17 protein-coding genes and 2 pseudogenes are annotated in these 19,905 nt (G+C 62.1%); 15 read left to right on the top strand and 4 right to left on the bottom strand.

Annotation, left to right across the window (positions count from 1 at the left end; genetic code table 11):
• Positions 1–8 precede the first annotated feature (8 nt).
• The 5 genes and pseudogenes from BSQ44_RS20095 (at position 9) to BSQ44_RS26635 (ending at position 4,874) form a co-directional block, all read left to right on the top strand.
• Positions 9–1,130 carry an amidohydrolase family protein gene (locus BSQ44_RS20095; protein ID WP_072606882.1) on the top strand — a complete coding sequence of 374 codons (1,122 nt, stop codon included), beginning with the start codon at positions 9–11 and terminating at the stop codon, positions 1,128–1,130.
• Positions 1,127–2,119, top strand: a complete 993-nt coding sequence (locus tag BSQ44_RS20090) for an ABC transporter ATP-binding protein (RefSeq protein ID WP_072606881.1) — start codon at positions 1,127–1,129, stop codon at positions 2,117–2,119. Before BSQ44_RS20095 ends, BSQ44_RS20090 begins: the two co-directional genes overlap by 4 nt.
• Positions 2,116–3,081 carry an ABC transporter ATP-binding protein gene (locus tag BSQ44_RS20085; protein ID WP_072606880.1) on the top strand — a complete coding sequence of 322 codons (966 nt, stop codon included), beginning with the start codon at positions 2,116–2,118 and terminating at the stop codon, positions 3,079–3,081. Before BSQ44_RS20090 ends, BSQ44_RS20085 begins: the two co-directional genes overlap by 4 nt.
• A gap of 49 nt (positions 3,082–3,130) precedes the next feature.
• The gene (locus tag BSQ44_RS20080; protein ID WP_072606879.1) at positions 3,131–3,625 is read left to right on the top strand and encodes a RidA family protein; all 495 of its coding nucleotides are present in this window, start codon (positions 3,131–3,133) and stop codon (positions 3,623–3,625) included.
• Positions 3,626–3,729: 104 nt separating this feature from the next.
• A pseudogene (locus BSQ44_RS26635) lies at positions 3,730–4,874 on the top strand (IS3 family transposase).
• Here BSQ44_RS26635 and BSQ44_RS20065 read toward each other — a convergent pair.
• On the bottom strand, positions 4,831–5,742 hold the full coding sequence (locus BSQ44_RS20065) for a tyrosine-type recombinase/integrase (RefSeq protein ID WP_114580006.1): 912 nt from the start codon (positions 5,740–5,742) through the stop codon (positions 4,831–4,833). The pseudogene BSQ44_RS26635 and the gene BSQ44_RS20065 overlap by 44 nt on opposite strands.
• Before the next feature lie 420 nt (positions 5,743–6,162).
• Positions 6,163–7,050, bottom strand: a complete 888-nt coding sequence (locus BSQ44_RS20060) for a LysR family transcriptional regulator (RefSeq protein WP_335622601.1) — start codon at positions 7,048–7,050, stop codon at positions 6,163–6,165.
• A 140-nt stretch (positions 7,051–7,190) separates the two neighbouring features.
• On the opposite strand from BSQ44_RS20060, the gene BSQ44_RS20055 reads away from it, so the two are divergent.
• The 6 genes from BSQ44_RS20055 (at position 7,191) to BSQ44_RS20030 (ending at position 13,009) form a co-directional block, all read left to right on the top strand.
• A complete protein-coding gene (locus BSQ44_RS20055) occupies positions 7,191–7,736 on the top strand; it encodes a carboxymuconolactone decarboxylase family protein (RefSeq protein WP_072606876.1) in 546 nt (181 codons plus the stop codon).
• A gap of 56 nt (positions 7,737–7,792) precedes the next feature.
• Positions 7,793–8,416: a pyridoxamine 5'-phosphate oxidase family protein gene (locus BSQ44_RS20050; protein WP_072606875.1), complete on the top strand. Its 624-nt coding sequence runs from the start codon at positions 7,793–7,795 to the stop codon at positions 8,414–8,416.
• 2 nt (positions 8,417–8,418) lie between these two features.
• The gene (locus BSQ44_RS20045) at positions 8,419–8,892 is read left to right on the top strand and encodes a nuclear transport factor 2 family protein (RefSeq protein WP_072606874.1); all 474 of its coding nucleotides are present in this window, start codon (positions 8,419–8,421) and stop codon (positions 8,890–8,892) included.
• Positions 8,893–9,138: 246 nt separating this feature from the next.
• A complete protein-coding gene (locus BSQ44_RS20040; RefSeq protein WP_072606873.1) occupies positions 9,139–9,636 on the top strand; it encodes a YHS domain-containing (seleno)protein in 498 nt (165 codons plus the stop codon).
• A 1,148-nt stretch (positions 9,637–10,784) separates the two neighbouring features.
• Positions 10,785–12,239 (top strand): sensor domain-containing diguanylate cyclase, encoded by a 1,455-nt coding sequence (locus BSQ44_RS20035; RefSeq protein WP_072606872.1) that lies wholly within the window; start codon positions 10,785–10,787, stop codon positions 12,237–12,239.
• A complete protein-coding gene (locus tag BSQ44_RS20030; protein WP_072606871.1) occupies positions 12,218–13,009 on the top strand; it encodes an EAL domain-containing protein in 792 nt (263 codons plus the stop codon). Before BSQ44_RS20035 ends, BSQ44_RS20030 begins: the two co-directional genes overlap by 22 nt.
• Before the next feature lie 153 nt (positions 13,010–13,162).
• On the opposite strand, the pseudogene BSQ44_RS20025 reads toward BSQ44_RS20030, so the two are convergent.
• Positions 13,163–13,928 (bottom strand): annotated as a pseudogene (locus BSQ44_RS20025) (SDR family NAD(P)-dependent oxidoreductase).
• A 529-nt stretch (positions 13,929–14,457) separates the two neighbouring features.
• Here BSQ44_RS20025 and BSQ44_RS28000 point away from each other — a divergent pair.
• Both BSQ44_RS28000 and BSQ44_RS20015 read left to right on the top strand, forming a co-directional pair.
• A complete protein-coding gene (locus BSQ44_RS28000) occupies positions 14,458–14,571 on the top strand; it encodes a sunset domain-containing protein (protein WP_452039054.1) in 114 nt (37 codons plus the stop codon).
• Positions 14,572–14,744: 173 nt separating this feature from the next.
• Complete coding sequence (locus tag BSQ44_RS20015) at positions 14,745–15,974, top strand: hypothetical protein (RefSeq protein ID WP_072606869.1); 1,230 nt, start codon at positions 14,745–14,747, stop codon at positions 15,972–15,974.
• Positions 15,975–16,108: 134 nt separating this feature from the next.
• Here the strand turns inward: BSQ44_RS20015 and BSQ44_RS20010 are convergent.
• A protein-coding gene (locus BSQ44_RS20010; protein ID WP_114580005.1) for an IS3 family transposase occupies positions 16,109–17,297 on the bottom strand; the annotation gives its coding sequence in 2 pieces (ribosomal slippage) (positions 16,109–17,042 and positions 17,041–17,297; 1,191 coding nt in all).
• Between the two features lie 148 nt (positions 17,298–17,445).
• Here BSQ44_RS20010 and BSQ44_RS20000 point away from each other — a divergent pair.
• Together BSQ44_RS20000 and BSQ44_RS19985 are read left to right on the top strand one after the other, a co-directional pair.
• Positions 17,446–18,189, top strand: a complete 744-nt coding sequence (locus BSQ44_RS20000; RefSeq protein ID WP_072606868.1) for a hypothetical protein — start codon at positions 17,446–17,448, stop codon at positions 18,187–18,189.
• A gap of 366 nt (positions 18,190–18,555) precedes the next feature.
• A protein-coding gene (locus BSQ44_RS19985; RefSeq protein WP_114579923.1) for an IS3 family transposase occupies positions 18,556–19,745 on the top strand; the annotation gives its coding sequence in 2 pieces (ribosomal slippage) (positions 18,556–18,808 and positions 18,808–19,745; 1,191 coding nt in all).
• The last annotated feature ends 160 nt before the right edge of the window (positions 19,746–19,905 follow it).

The raw sequence follows: 19,905 nt of genomic DNA, 5'->3' as shown, positions 1-19,905 counted from the left end.
GGACTATCATGGACTACGGCATCATCGACTGTCACGCCCACATCTTCCCGCCCGCGGCGACCGCTGCCGGCTTTCAGGACGTGACGACGCATCTCCTCCATCAGCAGCGCTCCATGCACGTGCACGGCAATCAGCCCTATCGCCGGATGGGTGACCGCTCCGTCGCAACGGACCGGCCCTTATGGGATCCGAACGACCCTTCTGCGGCCGGTCGCAAGGACGTGAACTTCCGGGTCGGCACGCATGGTCGCTATGAGTGGACCGTCGACGGCGAGGATCAATATGTGCAGTTCCTCGCGCCGTGGATGAGCAATCTCGAGATGCCCGCCGAGACCTTGCTCGCCTACATGAACTATGCCGGAGTGGCGACCGCGGTGCTCCAGAACGATCATATCTACGGCAATCTTGCCGAGGACTTTGCAGCCGCCTCGACGGACCATCCCGGCCGTTTCATCGGCTTGGCCCAGGTCGAAGAGGCTTTCGCCTACGCGGACACCGAACTCCAGCGCCTCCACGACGAGGTCGGCCGGCTTGGCATGGCAGGTTTCTACTTCACGACGACGGGCTTGTTCCGCAGCGGCTACAAACCGATGCACTCGGATCCGGTCTATGATCCCTACTGGTCGCTCGTGGAGCGGAGTGGATTGCCGATCTTCTGGGTTCAATCCGGCAACTCACCGGTTGGGACCTATGAAGACGAGATGCGGCACCTCGCGCGGATCGTCGAGCGCTTTCCTCGCATTCGGCACATCCTCGTCCACGGCGTCCCGACAGCTCTCTATGCCGGCGAGAACGACCGGCTGACGCTGCCGCCGATCCTCGAAATGCTGCTCACCGAGGCGCCGGTCTCGGCCGAGATCCTCTATCCCATCGCCTGGGGTGGGCGGCAGGAATATCCCTATCCGCGGGCCCACGTCCACATCCGCCAGTTGCTCGACAGGTTCGGGGCAGGACGCTTCCTGTGGGGCTCCGACGCGCCTAACGTTGACCGCTACTGCACCTACACCCAGTCGCTGACCTACTTCACAAAATACAGCGACTACCTGTCGGATGCCGACCGCCGGGCGATCCTGCGCGACAACGCCGTTGCGCTGATCCCGGCGCTCCGCCAGACTGCCGCACAGCGATGACGCCGCTTCTCTCCGTCCAGGGGCTGACCGTCGAGCTCAGCACCGCCGAACGCAGCTTCGAGGCGGTCAGCGACCTATCCTTCGACGTATCGCGCAACGAAGTGCTGGCGCTGGTCGGAGAATCCGGCTCCGGCAAGAGCATGACGGCGCTGGCTATCATGCGGCTGCTGCCTGAGCCGGTCGCCGAGATCGTCTCGGGAAAGATCCTGTTTGGTGACGTCGATCTGGCAGGCGCCAGCGAGGCACGCCTCATGCGGATCCGCGGTAACCGGATCGGCCTGATCTTTCAGGAGCCGATGACCTCGCTCAATCCTTCGATCCGTGTGGGTCCGCAGGTCGCGGAGGTGCTGCGCCTGCACAAGGGGCTCAGTGCCGCGGCGGCACGCCAGCGCGTCGAAGAACTATTCGAGCTGGTTCGCATTCCCGACCCCAGGCGGCGCTACGACGACTATCCGCACCAGATGTCGGGGGGAATGCGCCAGCGTGTGGTGATCGCCCTGGCGCTCGCCTGTGATCCCGACGTTCTAATCGCCGACGAGCCGACGACGGCGCTGGACGTGACGACGCAGGCACAGATCCTCGAGACGTTCCGCGACCTCCAGGCTGCCGTTGGGGCCGCGACGATCCTGATCACGCATGATCTGGCGGTGGTAGCCGAGACCGCCGATCGCGTGGCGGTCATGTATGCCGGCCGCATCGTCGAGGAAGCGACCACCGAGCAGTTGTTCGCCGCGCCTCGCCACCCCTACACCAACGGCTTGCTCGGCTCGATCCCGCATGTTTCGGAAGCAGCGGATGTCCATTTGCGCCAGCCGCTGCCCGAGATCCCCGGTATGGTTCCGGCGCTGTGGGCGCTGCCGCCTGGCTGCTCCTTCGCACCGCGCTGCTCTCGCGCTCGCGAGCGTTGCTCTCGCGACCGGCCGCCCCTGGCCGAAATGGCGCCGGGTCACCGCGCAGCCTGCTGGTATCCGGTGGAGGTGGCCGCGTGAGCACGCTGCTGGAGGTGAAGAACCTATCCAAGCGCTTCGCCGTCCCGCGCGGCATAAGCGGCCGACCGGCGACGGTGCATGCGGTGGACGATGTCTCGTTCGCGATCGCGCAGGGCGAGACGCTGGGCCTGGTGGGCGAGAGCGGCTGCGGCAAGTCGACCGTCGGTAAGATGATCGTCAGGCTTCTGGAGCCGGACGAGGGCAAGGTCCTGCTCGACGGCACCGACATCACCCACGCTTCGCACCGAGCCATGCGGCCGATGCGGCGCAAGGTGCAGATGATCTTCCAGGATCCGAACGGCTCGCTGGATCCGCGCCAGCGCTCCGGCGACATCGTCGAGGAGCCGCTGATCGTTCACGGTCTCGGCAGCGCCGCCGAACGCAAGGCCAAGGTGGCGGACCTGTTTGGACGCGTCGGCCTTCGGCCCGACCAGATGGGCAACGTGCCGTCCAAGTTCTCGGGCGGTCAGCGGCAGCGGCTGGCAATTGCCCGTGCGCTGGCGCTGAACCCGGCGCTGATCGTCGCCGACGAACCGGTCTCCGCGCTCGATGTCTCTATCCAGGCGCAGGTCGTCAACCTGATGTCCGACATCCAGAAGGAGTTCGGTCTCGCTTATCTGTTCGTCGCCCACGACCTCGGCATCGTCCGGCATATCAGCGATCGGGTCGCCGTCATGTATCTGGGCCGGATCGTTGAGGCCGGCGATACGGCCGCTATCTATGATCGGCCGAGCCATCCCTACACCCGCACGTTGATGGACGCGGTGCCGAGGCCCGATCCCGCGCGCCGGCACAGCCGGATCAAGGTGCCGCGGGGCGAGGTGCCGAGCCCGCTCGATCCGCCGTCCGGCTGCACCTTCCATCCGCGCTGTCCGATCGCGACCGACATCTGCCGTGCCGAGCGTCCAGGCCTGCGCCGCGTTGCCTCGGGCGCCGAGGCCGCCTGCCATCATGCCGACTGACCGTTCCCGATGCGAGCATCGGCGCCGAACGTCCTGATTGGAGCATTGCATGAGTATTGTTGATCATCAGGAGCCTCTCGAGGCTACACCGCAGGACCGGCTCGCGCGGCTCGGCATCGTGATCCCGCCGCCGCCGCCGCCGATCGCGAATTTCCTGACCCACGTTCGCGAGGGCAATCTCGTCTTCCTGTCCGGACAAGGGCCTCGGGAGGCGAATGGGTATCTGCACACTGGCAAGGTGGGCGCGAACGTCACCGTCGAGGAAGCCTACGCCCATGCGTGGCTGACCGGCATCAATCTGTTTTCGGTCATGCAAGACGTTCTCGGCGACCTCGGCCGGATCAAGCGCATCGTGAAACTTTTCGGCATGGTCAACGCCGTGCCGGAGTTTGGCGATCAGCCGGCCGTCATCAACGGCTGCTCCGATCTCTTCGTGAAAGTGTTGGGCGATCGAGGCGAGCACGCGCGATCCGCGGTCGGTGTCGGCTCCTTGCCGGGGAATATCACCGTCGAGATCGAGGCGGTGGTCGCTGTTCGCGACTGACGTTTTTTCTGATCCGGTGTGACTGAGCACCTCCCCGAAAATCGGACAGTGACGGAAGCTACGAACTGACGTCTGCTGATTTCCAAGGACGAGGAGATCAGAATATGAGGAAGCGCAGGAATCATGACGCGGGCTTCAAGGCTCGCGTAGCGCTGGAGGCCGTGAAGGGCGAGCGCACCGTGTCGGAGTTGGCCGCGGAATATGGCGTGCATCCGACGATGATCCACCAGTGGAAGAAGGCGCTGCTTGACGGGGCGGCGGACATCTTCGAGCGGGGCGGCAAGAAGACCGCTGAGGTCGACGAGGACACTGTCCGGGCGCTGCATGCGAAGATCGGAGAGCTGGCGGTCGCCAACGATTTTTTGTCACGAAAGCTCAAACCCTGGGGCGGGAAATGAGACGCGGGATGATCGAGCGGAACCATCCTGTGCTGTCGGTGGCCGCGCAGTGCCGCCTGCTGTCGATCTCGCGCTCCTCGTTCTATTACGAGCCGCAGGGCGAGACCGAAACGAACCTCGCCCTCATGCTGCTGATCGACAAGCAGTTCCTGGAGACCCCATTCTACGGCGTGCAGCAGATGACCTGGCACCTGCGCAACGAGGGTCATGCCGTGAACGTCAAGCGCGTCCGCCGACTGATGCGGCTCATGCGCCTGATGCCGATCTTCCAGAAGCCGCACACCAGCAGGCCCGCGAAGGGGCACAAGACCTATCCCTATCTGCTGGGCGGGCTGCGGGTCGAGCGGCCGAACCAGGTCTGGTGCGCCGACATCACCTACCTGCCGATGCGCAAGGGATTCCTCTATCTGGTCGCGATCATGGACTGGTCCACCCGCAAGGTGCTGGCCTGTCGCATCTCGAACACGCTGGAGGTCGACTTCTGCGTCGAGGCGCTAAACGAGGCGATCCACCGCTCCGGCCCGCCTGAGATCATGAATACCGATCAAGGCTCGCAGTTCACGTCCTTCGCGTAGACCGACCGGCTGAAGCGGGTCGGAACCCGAATCTCGATGGACGGCAAGGGACGCTGCCTCGACAACATCTTCATCGAGCGCCTGTGGCGGTCGCTGAAGTATGAATGCGTCTACCTGCACGCCTGGGAGACCGGCTCGCAGTCCAAGGCAGGCATCGGTCGCTGGATCACCTTCTACAACCACCAGCGGCCTCACGCCGCCCATGGCGGACAACCGCCCGACGTGGTCTACTTCAGCAGCATCGAAACCGATCAGCAGGCGCGGAGAGTAGCTTAAGCCACCCGGAAACCTGTCCAAGGAATGGGGAGTAGCTCACATCTCTCAGTCCGGCTCGATCCCGCAGATGCTGCCACGCTTGCTCGACGGCGCTCTTGCTGGCGGGAACAACCCGGTCATCGATCTGCTGCTGTCGAAGCCGGTCGAGCGCAGCGAGTGCACGGCGGCTCAGAGGCACATCACGAGCTTCGCCGTTCTTCGTCAAGTTCAAATGCGCGATGCGCTTTTCGAGATCGATGTCGTTCCACGTCAACGACAACATCTCGCCCTGGCGCATGGCGGTCTCGATCGCGAGGACGATCAGCGGGCGCATATAGATGTTGCGACCGGCGTCAGCAGCGTCGAGCAGGAGCTGCACTTCACCGGCTGCAAGGCGGCGATCACGACCACGAGGAGGCGCAGGACGTCGAACCATCCGAATCGGGTTCTGCACCAGATGAACACCCCACTTCTTTCTTGCGATATCTACCGCATGCGCGAGCGTGTAGAGCTCGCGTATAACACTCGACGCCGAGACCGATCTCAGACGCTCATCGCGATAGGCGGCGACGTCGCCAGAGGAAAGCATGGCGAGCGTGCGGTGTGCGATGGTGCGTCTCATCAGCGCCTTGATCCGATACGTCTCTGTCTTGGCGCTGCGCTTGTGCGGCGTGATCTCGCGCATGTAGCGCTCCAGCAGCTCTCGGATCGTCATGCGTTCGGCAAGACGAGTGTCCGGCAGGTTTCCGCAGCGGTCGAGTTCGGCCTCGAGATTGCGTGCCCACTTCTCAGCGTCGGCTTTCATCTCGAAGGACTTGGCACGCGGGGGAATTCCTTTACGACGGACCTGCGCTTGCCATTTGCCGCGCAGCCTGCGAATCGTCGCCATGAAGCACCTCCCTTGATTGTGCCTCATGACGCGTAGGACGGCCTCAAGAAGGCGCCAAGGAGCTTTCCCACGCCAGTGTGATCAAGATTGTGCCGGGAGCGTCAGAGGCGCTCTGGTGACGGTCTACGGGCTGTTGTGAGTGCTTGCAGGATCAAGGACTTCCAAACGCCAGATGCGACCGGAGAGTGCTGCCTTCGATAGGCAGCTTGGGCATCGAAGGTCTGCCGAGACCCGACTGGACTGCTCTCGTTGATATCAGCAGGCGTAGTTGGGTGAAACTCATCCAAGCTAGCCCGAATAGAAGAATCGGTTCTGGTTGACATAGACAAGGACCGGACCTGCCGGCGTGCTGCATATCCCGGAACCGCTCCATCAAAAATACACGCTAACGCGTCGGGGTGTCCGCTTAGCGTTGATGAACTACAACGACAAAAGCCTCGCCCTTAGAACGGGAACCGCGAAATCAAGAAAGACCCGCATTTTCGAGGGGAGCTTTCCACGTGCCGCATGGATTAATTGGACCGGGGCGGGCTCCATTTCGAACTCCTCCAGGACAATCCGCAGCGCGCCGTCGCGCACCTGTCCGGCGCATTGATAGTGCAGGACGCGCGTTGCGCCGACGCCCCGGACGGCGGCCTCGACGGCGGCTTCCGCCGTCGAAACCGAAAGGCGAGGCGCGATGTCCACATCGATCACCCGCCCGGTCTCGCCCAGCCGGAAGGGCCAGCTCGCGGCCGGCGACAGGAACTCGAAATTGACGCTCGGCAGGTCCGCGGCATCCTCAGGCCGCGCCGGCGTGCCATAGGCCGCGATCAGTTTCGGGCTGGCGCAGACGACGGTCCGCATCGCGCCGATAGTTGTGGCGATCATGGTGCTGTCAGGCAGCCGGCCGATCCGCGCCGCCATGTCGACATGCTCGTCGAGCAAGTGAAGGTTGCTGTCCGACAGGACGAGCCGGACATTGATATCCGGATGGGCCGCGAGGAAATCGACGACGACCGGCAGGATATGCAGCCGGCCGAACAGCACCGGCGCCGTCAGGGTCAGTTCGCCGCGCGGCGCCTGGAACTCGCCCGCGGCAATGCGTTCGGCCTCCTCGACATCCTCGAGAATGCGCCGCGCCGACCCCAGGTAGGCCGCGCCGGTATCGGTCAGCGCGACCTTGCGCGTCGTGCGGATCAGGAGCTTCGCGCCCAGATGCATTTCGAGCTCGTTGACCTTGCGGCTGACGGTCGCGAGCGGCACGCCCAGCTCGCGGCTGGCTGCCGAGAAACTGCCCTTGTCGGCGACGCTGAGCAGCAGCCGCATGGCGTCGAGCCTGTCCATTATTATTCCAATATTCGAGACACTAATTCCCGATAATAGGCGATTATCCCTCTATTTGGAATGGACTAATCCTCCTTCGAACGGAGCCCACCGGGTTCCGGCACTCGAAAGGAGAAACAGCAATGCCCCGTCTGACCATCCCGGCGCGCGACGATGTCCCCGCCGAATCCAAGCCGATCCTCGACGCCGTCCAGAGCCAGCTCGGCGTCGTGCCGAACATGTTCCGGCTGATCGCCTCCAGCCCCGCGGCCCTCAAGGGCTACACCGCCAACAACGCCGCGCTCTCCAAGGCGCTGGAAGTGAAGATGCGCGAGCGCATCGCGCTGGCCGTCGCCCAGGTGAATGGTTGCGACTACTGCCTGTCCGCGCACAGCTATCTCGGCATGAACATGGCGAAGATCTCCGGCGAGGAGATCGCGCTCAACCGCATGGGCCGGTCGGGCGACGCCAAAGCCGACGCCGCCGTCCGCTTCGCCGTGGATGTCGTTCGCGACCGCGGCCGCGTCACCGCCGCCGATATCGACGCCGTCCGCGAAGCTGGTTTCTCCGACGGCCAGATCGTCGAGATCATCGCTGTCGCCGCCGAGAATGTCTTCACGAACCTGCTTAACGTAGTCGCCGGGACCGAAATCGACTTCCCCGTCGTCCGCGCCGCCGAGGCCGCCTGACGCGAGAAGCGGGCGGGCTCCTCTGACCCGCCCGTCATCGCCCCGGAGACACCGCCATGCCCAACGGATTTCTCGACATCGCCATGACACCCAGCGTCCGCGCGGAGCAGCAGGCCGCGGGCAGCGACCGGGTCTACCGGACCTACAGGGCCGATCGCGCTTTCGACAGGTTCACGGCCAATGAAGTCGCCTTCATCGCGGCGCGCGACAGTTTCTACATGGCCACCGCCTCGGAAACCGGCTGGCCCTATGTCCAGCACCGCGGCGGCCCCCGGGGTCTCCTCAAACTCGTCGACGACAGGACGCTCGCCTTTGCCGACTATCTGGGCAACCGCCAGTATATCAGCGCCGGCAATCTCGCCGCCGACGCTCGCGCCGCCCTGATCCTGGTCGACTACCCGGCCCGCGCCCGACTGAAAATCTATGCCCATGTCGAGATGGTCCCGATCGACGGCGACCTCGCCGCGCTCGTCGCGGAGCCGGACTACAAGGCACGGCCCGAGCGCGTCTTCGTGCTGCGCCTCGCCGCGTTCGACTGGAACTGCCCCCGGCACATCACTCCCCGCTACACCGAAGCCGACATCGCCGTGGCGATGGCGCCGCTGCACGACCGCGTCGCCGCGCTCGAAGCCGAAAACGAAGAGCTGCGAGCCCGGCTCGCCAATGTAATTGGAGACTGACAATGGAACCCGAACGCCCGCCGCTGCCGCCTTTCACGCAGGTCGAGGACGCCGAAAGCAAGGTCCGGCTCGCAGAAAACGCCTGGAACAGCCGCGACCCGCAACGCGTCGCGCTCGCCTACACGCCCGACAGCCACTGGCGCAACCGGGCCGAGTTCCTGCATGGCCGCGACGCCATCGTCGCCTTCCTGACCCGCAAATGGGACCGCGAGCTCGATTACCGCCTGTCCAAGGAGCTCTGGGGCTTTCGCGAAAACCGCATCGCCGTCCGCTTCGCCTATGAATGGCGCGACGACAGCGGCAGCTGGTTCCGCTCCTACGGCAACGAATTGTGGGAGTTCGACGAGCGCGGCCTGATGCGCCGCCGCGTCGCCAGCATCAACGACGCGCCGATCGGCGAATCGGAGCGGAAGTTCCATTGGCCCCCCGGGCCGCGGCCGGAGACCCATCCGGGCCTGAGCGATCTCGGCCTCTAGGGCCGCGCAAGCACCACCTGTTTCCGCCGGCCCGATCGGGCTAGTGCGGCCGGCGAGGACCTCCTCGCGGTCTAGGGATCGATCGTGCCGTTTTCCGGCCGGTCCGATCAGTTCGGCGCCGCAATCGCCTTTCAAGGTCTTTGTTTGCGCCGGAGCCGCCGGATGTCCGGCGGTCCATGCCGACGGCATGTCGCCGGCGGCTTCACCCGGGACGCCCGCGTGGCGCAAACCGAAAGGAAGACTGACATGAAGAACCTGAACACCGTCATGGCGATTGCCTGTGTCATCGGCACGATCTCCGGCGCTTCGGCCGCATTCGCCGCCGACGAATACAACGTCTCGACCGGCACCACCGTCGACGGCCAGGGCGTTGCGCTCCGCGGCAACGATTCCGTCGCCCTGTTCTCCGGCCTGGACGTGACCCCCGGCCACGCCAAGTTCACCGTTGTGCATGACAATGTCGCCTACTACTTCTCGTCCAAGGAAACGATGAAGCGGTTCAAGGCCGATCCGGCAGCCTTCATCCCGCAATATGGCGGCTTCTGCGCCTTCGGCGTCGCCAAGGGCCTGAAGCTGGACGGCAGCCCGCGCTTCGCCGACGTCGTCGACGGCAAGCTCTACCTCTTCCTCAACGCCGATGTCTTCGAGGCCTACAAGAAGGACAAGGCCGGCACGATCGCCAAGGCCGAAGCCAACTGGCCGGGCATGGAACACCGCACCGTGGAGGATGTGAACGGCCTTTGATGCATGATGCGATCTGACAAGTTCGCATCATCCGCATCGACAGATCCTGGAAGCATTCCCCGGCGAAACCCGTCCTCTTTTTCGCCCGTTGCCTCCAGGCCTCGGCATCTCTCGCCCGGATGCCGACCCCAAGCCGCTGGTGGCGATTTCCCCCGATCGTCACCAGCGTCCTTCCTCGCTCTCTTGCAACAGAAGCGGGGTCAGAGTTCACAAGAGTGGCGGTTTCGTGCCGGAAACGTTAGTCCACGATGCATCGATTTGGGAAAACCGGGACCGCCTAGGAGGGTTTGTCGAAACCGAGATCAAGCTTGGTCACTTCGGAGGGCCGCGCTCTATCCAGCTGAGCTACGGGTGCCCGGCCGCGGCTGTTATTCCGCAGCTTGGGACGTGCCGGATGAACCGACGCGGCATAGGTGCTTCATAACCGATGCCTTGCCGCGCATCAGCTGGCGAATGCGCGGCAAGGGCAGTGCGGCCCTCCTCTGGCAGAAGTCACAGGTTCGAATCCTGTCGAGTGCGCGAGTGGCGGGTTTGTGGCGCAAAAAAGAGACTGCCCGACCTTCCGGTCGACACTCTCAAGTGGATGCGGCGAATTTGCATAGCTGCGTTGCAGCGATGTGCCTAGCGAATCGGATTGCGGGCAAACTATGTGGCATCCACAGATGATCCCGCCGATCATCTTTCTCAGTCGGGAAGCCCGCACGCGCCCGACGAACAAAGGCCTGCCGAGTCCCCCCGGCAGGCCTTCTTCTTTTCGGCCAACCCGGACCTCTGCGTCGCTCGAAGCAGGCTGATGGTTGTTGACCCAGCCATAAACGCTCAGGGAGATCGCTGGCTGACTCCGACCATCTCGCTCTGTCAGGATAATCGACAAATCACCGCGCTCGTCAGCGAGCTCCCAATCGACTTTCCAATAATCCTCGCCGTCATCTAGAATGAAGCCGGTTTTGATATGACGCCCTCCGCCACGGGGCCATTTATCTCGCGTTCGTCCCACCTCGGCCAAAGCGGTGCTCCGAAATTACGCATATGAAGATTCCCTCTCAGCAGGTCGCGCGGAACGACCGAGTGCCGCAGCGTAAGCTTCTGCTTTAACGGTCATTTTAGCTATAGGACGGATCCTGCGATTTCAACGCTTGGGGGCTACCATGTTTCCTGTCCCGCAAAACGAGACGGTGCGACTCCAACACGTTCTGGAATTGGGCATTCTCGACTCAGCGTTCGAGCCGCAGTTCGACGCGCTCGTCATGCATGCCAGTGAGATGTTCGGTGTATCCGGCAGCTTGATCAGTATCATCGATCGAAGCCGCCAATGGTTCAAGGCGGTTCACGGCCTGGATATGCGAGAAACGAGACGCGAAGACGCATTTTGTAATCATGCCATCGCGACGGGCTCGAAAGTCATTGTAGAGGATGCCACTCAAGACGAGCGCTTCTCATCCAATCCCCTCGTTCTCCAGGAAAATGGAATACGCTTCTACGCTGGTGTGCCCCTCGCGATCGAAGAGGGCATCCATGTCGGAACCCTTTGCATTCTGGATACCAAGCCGCGGCGATTCTCGCCAACGGCAATCCGAGCGCTAGAACGTCTCGGACAGGTCGCTGAGGCGCTAATCAAACAGCTCGCACAAGCTCGTCAACTCTGTAAGCTGACGGACGAGATCAGGCTTAAGAACGTTCTGCTGGCCGAAAGAAATGCAGAGTTGCTCGTAAATCAACAGCTGCTGGAGGATGCCTACCGGCTGGGGAACATGGGAGCGTGGGAAAGGGACTTGACTACCGGCAATTACAGGTGGAGCAAGTCACTCTACGCCCTTCACGGGATCGACATCGATGTCGAGATTACAGACGAGACCTTGCGGCGGTTCTACAGTGACAGCGAGTGGGCGAGGCTGAACGAAACGGTAGAGCGAGCCTACAAGGAAAATTCGCCATACGAGATCGAGGTAGAATTCCTCACCGCGGAGAACGCACCGCGGCATGCGCGAATAAGCAGCGCGGTCCAGTTCGACGAAGACGGTGTGCCGATCCGGCGTCTCGGGCTGAAGCAGGACATTACGGCCGAAAAGGAAGCACGGATCGCGCTGCGCAAGGTGGCTGAATACGACGCATTGACGGGCCTTCTCAACCGCTCCGCCTTACTGGCCAAAATGGAGGAACAGTCGTCCCAAGGAAGGCCAATATGCCTAATGATGCTGGACCTCGATGGATTTAAGGATGTGAACGATACTTCAGGCCACAACGCCGGTGACGCTTGTCTACGTGAGATTGGCCGTAGGCTGCGCGCAATGCCCTCCGAAGTATTTATCGGTCGCGTTGGCGGTGACGAATTCGCGATGTTCATGGAGGCGACCGATAAGTTGCACATGGAAGCGCTCGCGACTTGGACGCTGCTAAAGGTTTCGGAACCCCTGTCCTGGGATGAGCAAGGCTTTCAGCTCGGGGTTTCGATCGGCATAACCCATTCGCTCGACCGCCCAGCCGCCAACCCGGCATTGCTGATGACCGAAGCGGATCTCGCGCTCTATGCGGCCAAATCCAAGGGGAAAACCGACACCAATTCTTCACCGATACGCTGCGGTTGGATGCCACCCGCAAGGTGAATACAATTGCTCGCGCGCGCGAGTCCTTGAAGCAAGGCGCCTTCGAGCTCCACTACCAGCCAAAAATTCAGCTCTGCGAGCGCAAGCTTGTCGGGGTCGAGGCGCTGCTTCGCTGGCGAGACGGGGAGGTCTTGCGCGGACCGAACGAATTCCGCGCGGCGCTCGACGACACGATCCTGTCGGGCGAGTCGGGTGCATTCGTGCTTGCCGAGGGGTTAAGGCAAGCCGGCGAGTGGGTCAAGGCAGGCGTGGAGTTCGGACACATCGCGATCAACATGAGCCCGCAACAGTTCCGCAACGAGATGTTCGTCAACGACCTTCTAGACAATCTCTCCAGGCACAGTCTTGCGCCATATCATATTCAGCTGGAGATCACCGAGGAGACGGTCCTGTCCCGCTCGGCCGACGAAGTCCGCGCTGTCTGTGCACAGCTGCGCCAAGAAGGTGTAAAGATTGCCTTCGACGATTTCGGCACCGGCTTTGCATCTCTGACGCACCTGATCGAGTTTCCTGTCGACATCATCAAGATCGACCGGAACTTCATCGGGCCGCTTGCCGACGATGCGCGTGCACGATCGATCGTGGCGTCCATCGTGGGACTTGCCCGGAACCTAGACCTCGCAATCGTGGCGGAGGGGGTGGAAACCGAAGAACAGCGTGAGCTGCTCCTGGCTATGGGTTGCAACGTTGCCCAAGGCTATCTCTTTTCTCCTGCTGTATCTTCGGAAGATCTCTTCCGCCCGAGGGCGACGCGCGCCCGCAGGCTTTGAAAAGAAAAGGCGCATCGAGAAGGCTGCGAGCTTTCTTGCCGCAAGGAATCCGGCCTTTTTCGGATACTGGCTCCTCCGGTCAGGAGCGCCATCCGTTCGGCGACAGGACGACGCCAGAAGCCAGTCGCGCGATCGTCGCGTCATCTAGGGCGATCACATCACCATCGGGGACGTCGGTCCGTCCATTGTGATCGAGACGCCGGTGATGTAGCTCGCTCTACCGGACGCCAGGGACAGCACAGCGCTCGCGGTCTCAACGGGGTCGGCCATACGGCCAAGCGGAATACGCGCAATGCTTCGCTCTCGCGCCTCGCTCTCGGAGATCGATGCAAGCCGCGCATCTGCCTGCAGACCTTCCGAGACGCGTTCAGTTTCAGTGAGGCCGGGATTTACCGCCACGACAAGAGCACCTTGACCGGCTTTGGCATTGGCCAAGCCGGCGGTGACGAGCATCAGCGCCGAATTCGCTGCACCTCCGGGTATGTGGATCGCTGAGGCGATCCTGCCGCCGTTGCCAATCACGATGACGATTACGCCGCTCTTCCGAGCAGCCATTCGTTTGACCACCGGATCGATGAAGTTGACGTAGGTGAATACTTCGCGTCCATCGCAGTGCCGGCGTAAGCTCGTCTGGCGGTGTTCGCTTGGCTGCACCAGCGCTGTTGACGAGGACGTCGAGCGGCCCGATTTCCCTCTCGACTTGCTCCACTACTCCCACGGCCTCCTGCTCGTCAGCCAGATCAGCGGCAAAGCCGATGGCCCCATTCAGCTCGGCGCACGCTCTGTCGACGTTCGCCTGTGAGCGGGAGACTACCGCGACCCGCGCCCCTTCTTCGGCAAATGCACGTGCGCAGGCGAAGCCAATGCCCTTCGTGCCGCCCGTGACGAGCACGACTTTTCCAGAAAGTGCGAGATCCATGACATCCTCCTCGTCCGAAGTTGGTTGTGCACGATCGGACGTCAAAAGCTCAAGCACTGTCTGGATCTGGCAGCGGCGGGTCTCGGAGCGACTTTGCAGCGTAGTGGTCGAGAAGCCAATCGGCCATAGAAGTTCACAGGCGAGCGTGAGCGTTTATCCGCTGTCAGAGAGCATCGAGAACCTCCACGCTCACCAGCGGCGCTTTATGACACGGGAATTGCACTTCCATTCTGCTGGAGGCGCTCCCATCGCTAAAATGCTGCGTAGCGCGTTCGGACAGCATCAACCGGCATGTGGCACAATCGCCAGATGGTCCCGCGACGCAGATCTCGATCAGAATGGACGCGCGCGCGGCGTCAGCGGCGATCCACTTCGCTACCGATGATGCCGTTGCTCTTCGGCGGTGCTGCCGGCGTCGCATACACGAGCGGGACACTCTCGCTGGGCGACCTTCTGCCGCTAAAGTCGTTAGCCGCTGGCTGCAACGTTAAAGGGCAACATCAGCGCGAGCGGAGAGCGCATTTACCACATGCCAGGACAACGCTACTACTCGCGCACCTGGATTTCCTTCTGGAGGGGTGAACGCTGGTTCTGTTCGGAAGCCGAGGCACGGAGAGCCGGCTGGCGGCGATCGAAGATATAGACTTAACCGGCTTGCTCAAACGCATCCGCGTGCTGCTGCTGCTATGCTCTGGTTCGAACGAGGTTGCCCGCTGGCTGGCTCCGAGGCCGTTCGAGCGCAACAATTACGCTCGAGAGCGCTGACTTCGCGCTGGTGAGCGTCTATGTGCCGGGGAACTGATTCATGGTTTGCGAATGTCCTTCAGTGCCCAAAGCGAGCTCGTCAGCACCGAACTGACTTCATCAGCTTCCACGACCACTTACCGTTTGAACTTCCGCCGTGCCGAACTCCAAAAGAAGCAGGCGCGCTTCAAAGGCCGGTATGTCCTACAGCCGGAGATAGACCTTGGTGACTACACCTGCCGGGCGGTGATCGACTGGCTCGAGTTACGGATTGTTATCGCCGGCGTGACGCAGTGGAAATGGATCCAGGATCATCTAGAGAAGCTGACTGGCGAGCGCCTTTGGGTTCGAGAAGTTGCATCGGCGGGAGGGGCTGCAGGGCAGCAGTTCACTGTCAGATTCCAGGAGCCGCTGCTGGGCGATGTCATCGAAGCGGTAGAGGCGGTGAATTCGAGATGGACGCTCGTCGCTGAACCGGAGCTGGTAGGACTGGAAATCAGCCTAGACATAAAGCCGAAGAAGTTCTCGGAAGAGGCGCTCGCGAAGCTCTTCGGCGTTTTAGCCCGAACACACCTGCCAAGCCGGGACGTCATGAGCCAGCCGGACGATAGACCTCGCTTCGTCGCCACAGATCAGCGTGGTGAGATAAGGACAGTTCATGTTCTTGCCTCGAAGAAGGGGGTGCGAAGGCTTGATGACGAGCTGCTGATGCGCAACGACAAGGACATCCCGGCGACCATCGACTCTACCTACTACACCGGAGCGGCGGGTTCATCGTCCTCGTGGCGCTTGATGGTGAAGCGGATTGATCAGCAGAACAAGACGACCGGGGCGGTGCTTAAGCTCCCGGAGGATGAGGTTCGCGTTCGTCTCGAAGTGACAATGCTCGAGCAGGAGCTGTCAGAGCTCGGCTTACGGAAACTCAATGAATTGGAGAAGTTCCGTTTTCAAACGCTACAGGGTTCATTCTTCCAGTTCCGACTGCCCACCTTCCGGCAAGTAGACGAAACAGAGAAGCCGCACCTGCGGGCAGTCAAGGAGGATTTCGAGACGAAGAGAATGACGAAGTTTCTCCAGGCCGGTGTAGTAGGTCTCGAAGCCATGGACGCGGCTCGCAAGCGACAAGCTCGTGCCATACGCATCGCATCAAGGGTCAGCGAGAAGCCACTGCCCGCGCCGCGCCGCGTCGCCTCGAGTTTGACCATCTACGACGAGATGACCAAGAAGGTCGTGCAAGCTCTTCGTCATCTTCAAGGTCGTCAGCGTAGGTCACTCGAGAAGAAGAGACATGCTAGGCCTTAATCAAGTTATTAGATCCCGAACCGTGTCGGAAACGCCGGCCGTTGCGCCCTGCAGCTTGCGATCACGTGATAGTCGAGATTGCGCAGTCGTTTCCCGTGGAAAAAAGCTGCAGGAGATGACCTGCCACTGAACTTTCATCCAGCGGCGGTTAGAGCCTTGGCCGTTTCTGTTACGCCGTAGGGCGCGGTTCGAGCAACCGGTGGAGACGCGAAGCCCTTATCGAGCGAAGCGTCGGAGGCGGTTGCGGCGAGAGTTCCGGCGAAGGCCGCCGGGGTCTGGTATCCGAGCGAGGAATGAGGTCTCGCAGAGTTGAAGTCCTGCCGCCACTCGGCGATGGCGTTGCGGGCGTGGTCGAGGCCGAAGAACAGGCTCTCGTTCAGGAGTTCGTCGCGCATCCGGCCGTTGAAGGATTCGACGTAACCGTTTTGCATGGGCTTGCCCGGCGCGATGTAGTGCCATTCGACGCGATGATCCTTCGACCAGGCGAGGATCGCGTTCGAGGTGAACTCCGTGCCGTGGTCGGAAACGATCATGTCCGGCTTGCCGCGACGGCTGATCAGATCGGTCAGCTCACGGGCCACCCGACGACCGGAGATCGACGTGTCGGGGATGGCGCCCAGGCATTCGCGGGTCACGTCGTCGACGATGTTGAGCACGCGGAACCGCCGCCCGCAGGCAAACTGGTCGTGCACGAAGTCCAGCGACCAACGCGCGTTCGGCCTCGCCTCGACCAGGATCGGCGCCCGCGTGCCCACCGCGCGTCGCCGCGCCCGGCGCTTGCGCACTGTCAGCCCCTCCTCGCGGTAGAGCCGATAGATGCGGTTGATCCCTGATGGCTCGCCCTCGCGCCGCAGCAGGATGAACAGGCGCCGATAGCCGAAACGCCGGCGCTCGTTGGCGAGATCGCGCAGCCGGCCGCGCAGTTCGGTCTCCGGCGCCCGGCACGACTGGTAGCGGATCATCGTGCGATCGGCACCGACGATGGAACAGGCCCGACGCTCCGACAGACCCATGACGGCCTGCAGATGCGCGACGGCTTCGCGCTTGGCGGCGGGCCCTACCATTTTTTGACAGGAGCTCGCGAAGGGCCGAGGCTTCCAGCATCTGCTCGGCGAGCAGGTTCTTCAGCCTCCCGTTCTCGTCTTCCAAAGCCCTCAGGCGCTTGGCGTCGGACACGTCCATGCCGCCATACTTCGCCTTCCAGTTATACAGCGTCGCCTCAGAGACCCCGTGCTTGCGGGCCAGGTCACCTGCCTTCGCACCCGCCTCGTGCTCGCGTAGAACCCCGATGATCTGCTCTTCCGTAAATCGCTTTCGCTTCATCTGTCCGTCCTTCGATCGAGAGCCGGACTCTAACTCCAGGTGGAGGAAAAACTCAGTGGCAGGTCAGAGAGCGCCGGCTGATGCGGCAAAACCTGCAAGGGTGGGGGAAGGTCCTGCTCGCAAGCATCAACACTGTTTAGGAATTTCAATGGCCGAACTGATCGCTGCCATCGGATACGTTTTCGCCTACTGCCGTCGTCGGCCGAGGTCCGCAATCGAAGCAGCGGAACTTCCCGCAGTCGCGAGTCAAGTTCAAATGTTGAGGCGTGCCACGACGGAAGGTAGAGTTCGGCTCGAGAAGACGGCTTACGATTTGCCAACGAACCGGCAATCGGTGTTCTTCGAGCGACGAAGATTTGTCGAAGTGGTGCAGGAAGCGTCGGCAAGAGGATTGGCTGTCGCTGTCGCGGACCTCTCGTGGCTGCTAGGGACGGTGACGCACAAGAAGTTCACAGTGCTCGGCGACATGCTGCAGAACAGCGGCGCCCTCATCTGGGACGTCTCACGCAGGCGTTATTGGGATTCGCTCCCGAAGGAAGAGCAGATGACTATCATGTCAGAAGCAGCGCGAGGCAATGTCATCCGAAGTCGAAACATCAAGTCCGGATTGACAAAGAGAACGAAGAGCTCGAAGCAAGCTGCGAAGGCGAATGCGCGCAAGGGCACGAACGCCAATTCACTTCGATCCGCTAACCTCGCTTTGCAGTTGCAGAGCGTGGTGCAAGAAGTGAGGCTGCAGCAAGGCGACGCTCTATCGCCAACGGCGCTTGCCGCCGCGTTGAACGAGCGACAAATTCCTTCGCCTCGCGGCGGGCGCTGGTCTCACAATAGCGCCAAGAACCTCATTTTGAGGATAGACCGACTGCGGAAGGGTGAGCTTGCTTCTACTTGAATGGTCTTTGCGGATGATCGGCGCAGAGATGGAGGAGGTGGATCCGGAAATTTCGAACGAACGCCAGAAAGCGATGGCGACGCACGAAGAAACAACTACTTTCCGCCGATCGTATCCAGAATCGCAGAAGAGATGGTTTCTGATGAGAGACAGGTTAGTTGAGGTGGCGATAATATCGGTGAACGCCGCGTCAAATGTCAAGTTAGTGTAAAGAACGCGGAAAGTTAAGGTAGGCTGCATCGTCGATGGATGAGCTTGCGAGGCAGTCGAGTGTGTGGATCTGTAAACTTTTCGCTACGCTGACCTGCCACTGAGTTTTTCCTCCACCTGGAGTTAGAGTCCGGCTCTCGATCGAAGGACGGACAGATGAAGCGAAAGCGATTTACGGAAGAGCAGATCATCGGGGTTCTACGCGAGCACGAGGCGGGTGCGAAGGCAGGTGACCTGGCCCGCAAGCACGGGGTCTCTGAGGCGACGCTGTATAACTGGAAGGCGAAGTATGGCGGCATGGACGTGTCCGACGCCAAGCGCCTGAGGGCTTTGGAAGACGAGAACGGGAGGCTGAAGAACCTGCTCGCCGAGCAGATGCTGGAAGCCTCGGCCCTTCGCGAGCTCCTGTCAAAAAAATGGTAGGGCCCGCCGCCAAGCGCGAAGCCGTCGCGCATCTGCAGGCCGTCATGGGTCTGTCGGAGCGTCGGGCCTGTTCCATCGTCGGTGCCGATCGCACGATGATCCGCTACCAGTCGTGCCGGGCGCCGGAGACCGAACTGCGCGGCCGGCTGCGCGATCTCGCCAACGAGCGCCGGCGTTTCGGCTATCGGCGCCTGTTCATCCTGCTGCGGCGCGAGGGCGAGCCATCAGGGATCAACCGCATCTATCGGCTCTACCGCGAGGAGGGGCTGACAGTGCGCAAGCGCCGGGCGCGGCGACGCGCGGTGGGCACGCGGGCGCCGATCCTGGTCGAGGCGAGGCCGAACGCGCGTTGGTCGCTGGACTTCGTGCACGACCAGTTTGCCTGCGGGCGGCGGTTCCGCGTGCTCAACATCGTCGACGACGTGACCCGCGAATGCCTGGGCGCCATCCCCGACACGTCGATCTCCGGTCGTCGGGTGGCCCGTGAGCTGACCGATCTGATCAGCCGTCGCGGCAAGCCGGACATGATCGTTTCCGACCACGGCACGGAGTTCACCTCGAACGCGATCCTCGCCTGGTCGAAGGATCATCGCGTCGAATGGCACTACATCGCGCCGGGCAAGCCCATGCAAAACGGTTACGTCGAATCCTTCAACGGCCGGATGCGCGACGAACTCCTGAACGAGAGCCTGTTCTTCGGCCTCGACCACGCCCGCAACGCCATCGCCGAGTGGCGGCAGGACTTCAACTCTGCGAGACCTCATTCCTCGCTCGGATACCAGACCCCGGCGGCCTTCGCCGGAACTCTCGCCGCAACCGCCTCCGACGCTTCGCTCGATAAGGGCTTCGCGTCTCCACCGGTTGCTCGAACCGCGCCCTACGGCGTAACAGAAACGGCCAAGGCTCTAACCGCCGCTGGATGAAAGTTCAGTGGCAGGTCAACCGTTGGTTGACGAAACTTGACCGGCGGTTGCGCACATCCCGCTCAAACGGGTGGATTGGATGCCGGAGTCTGTCGGGCACAGGACGCATCCCCTTCAAACAACGCGCCGATCTCTAGGACTTCGAAGTCCCAGCGGGAGA

This window comes from Aquibium oceanicum, from assembly GCF_001889605.1.
Taxonomy (GTDB): Bacteria; Pseudomonadota; Alphaproteobacteria; order Rhizobiales; family Rhizobiaceae; genus Aquibium; species Aquibium oceanicum.
The sequence above is the reverse complement of the archived record's forward strand: the minus strand, read 5'-3'. Positions and strand labels throughout refer to the sequence as shown.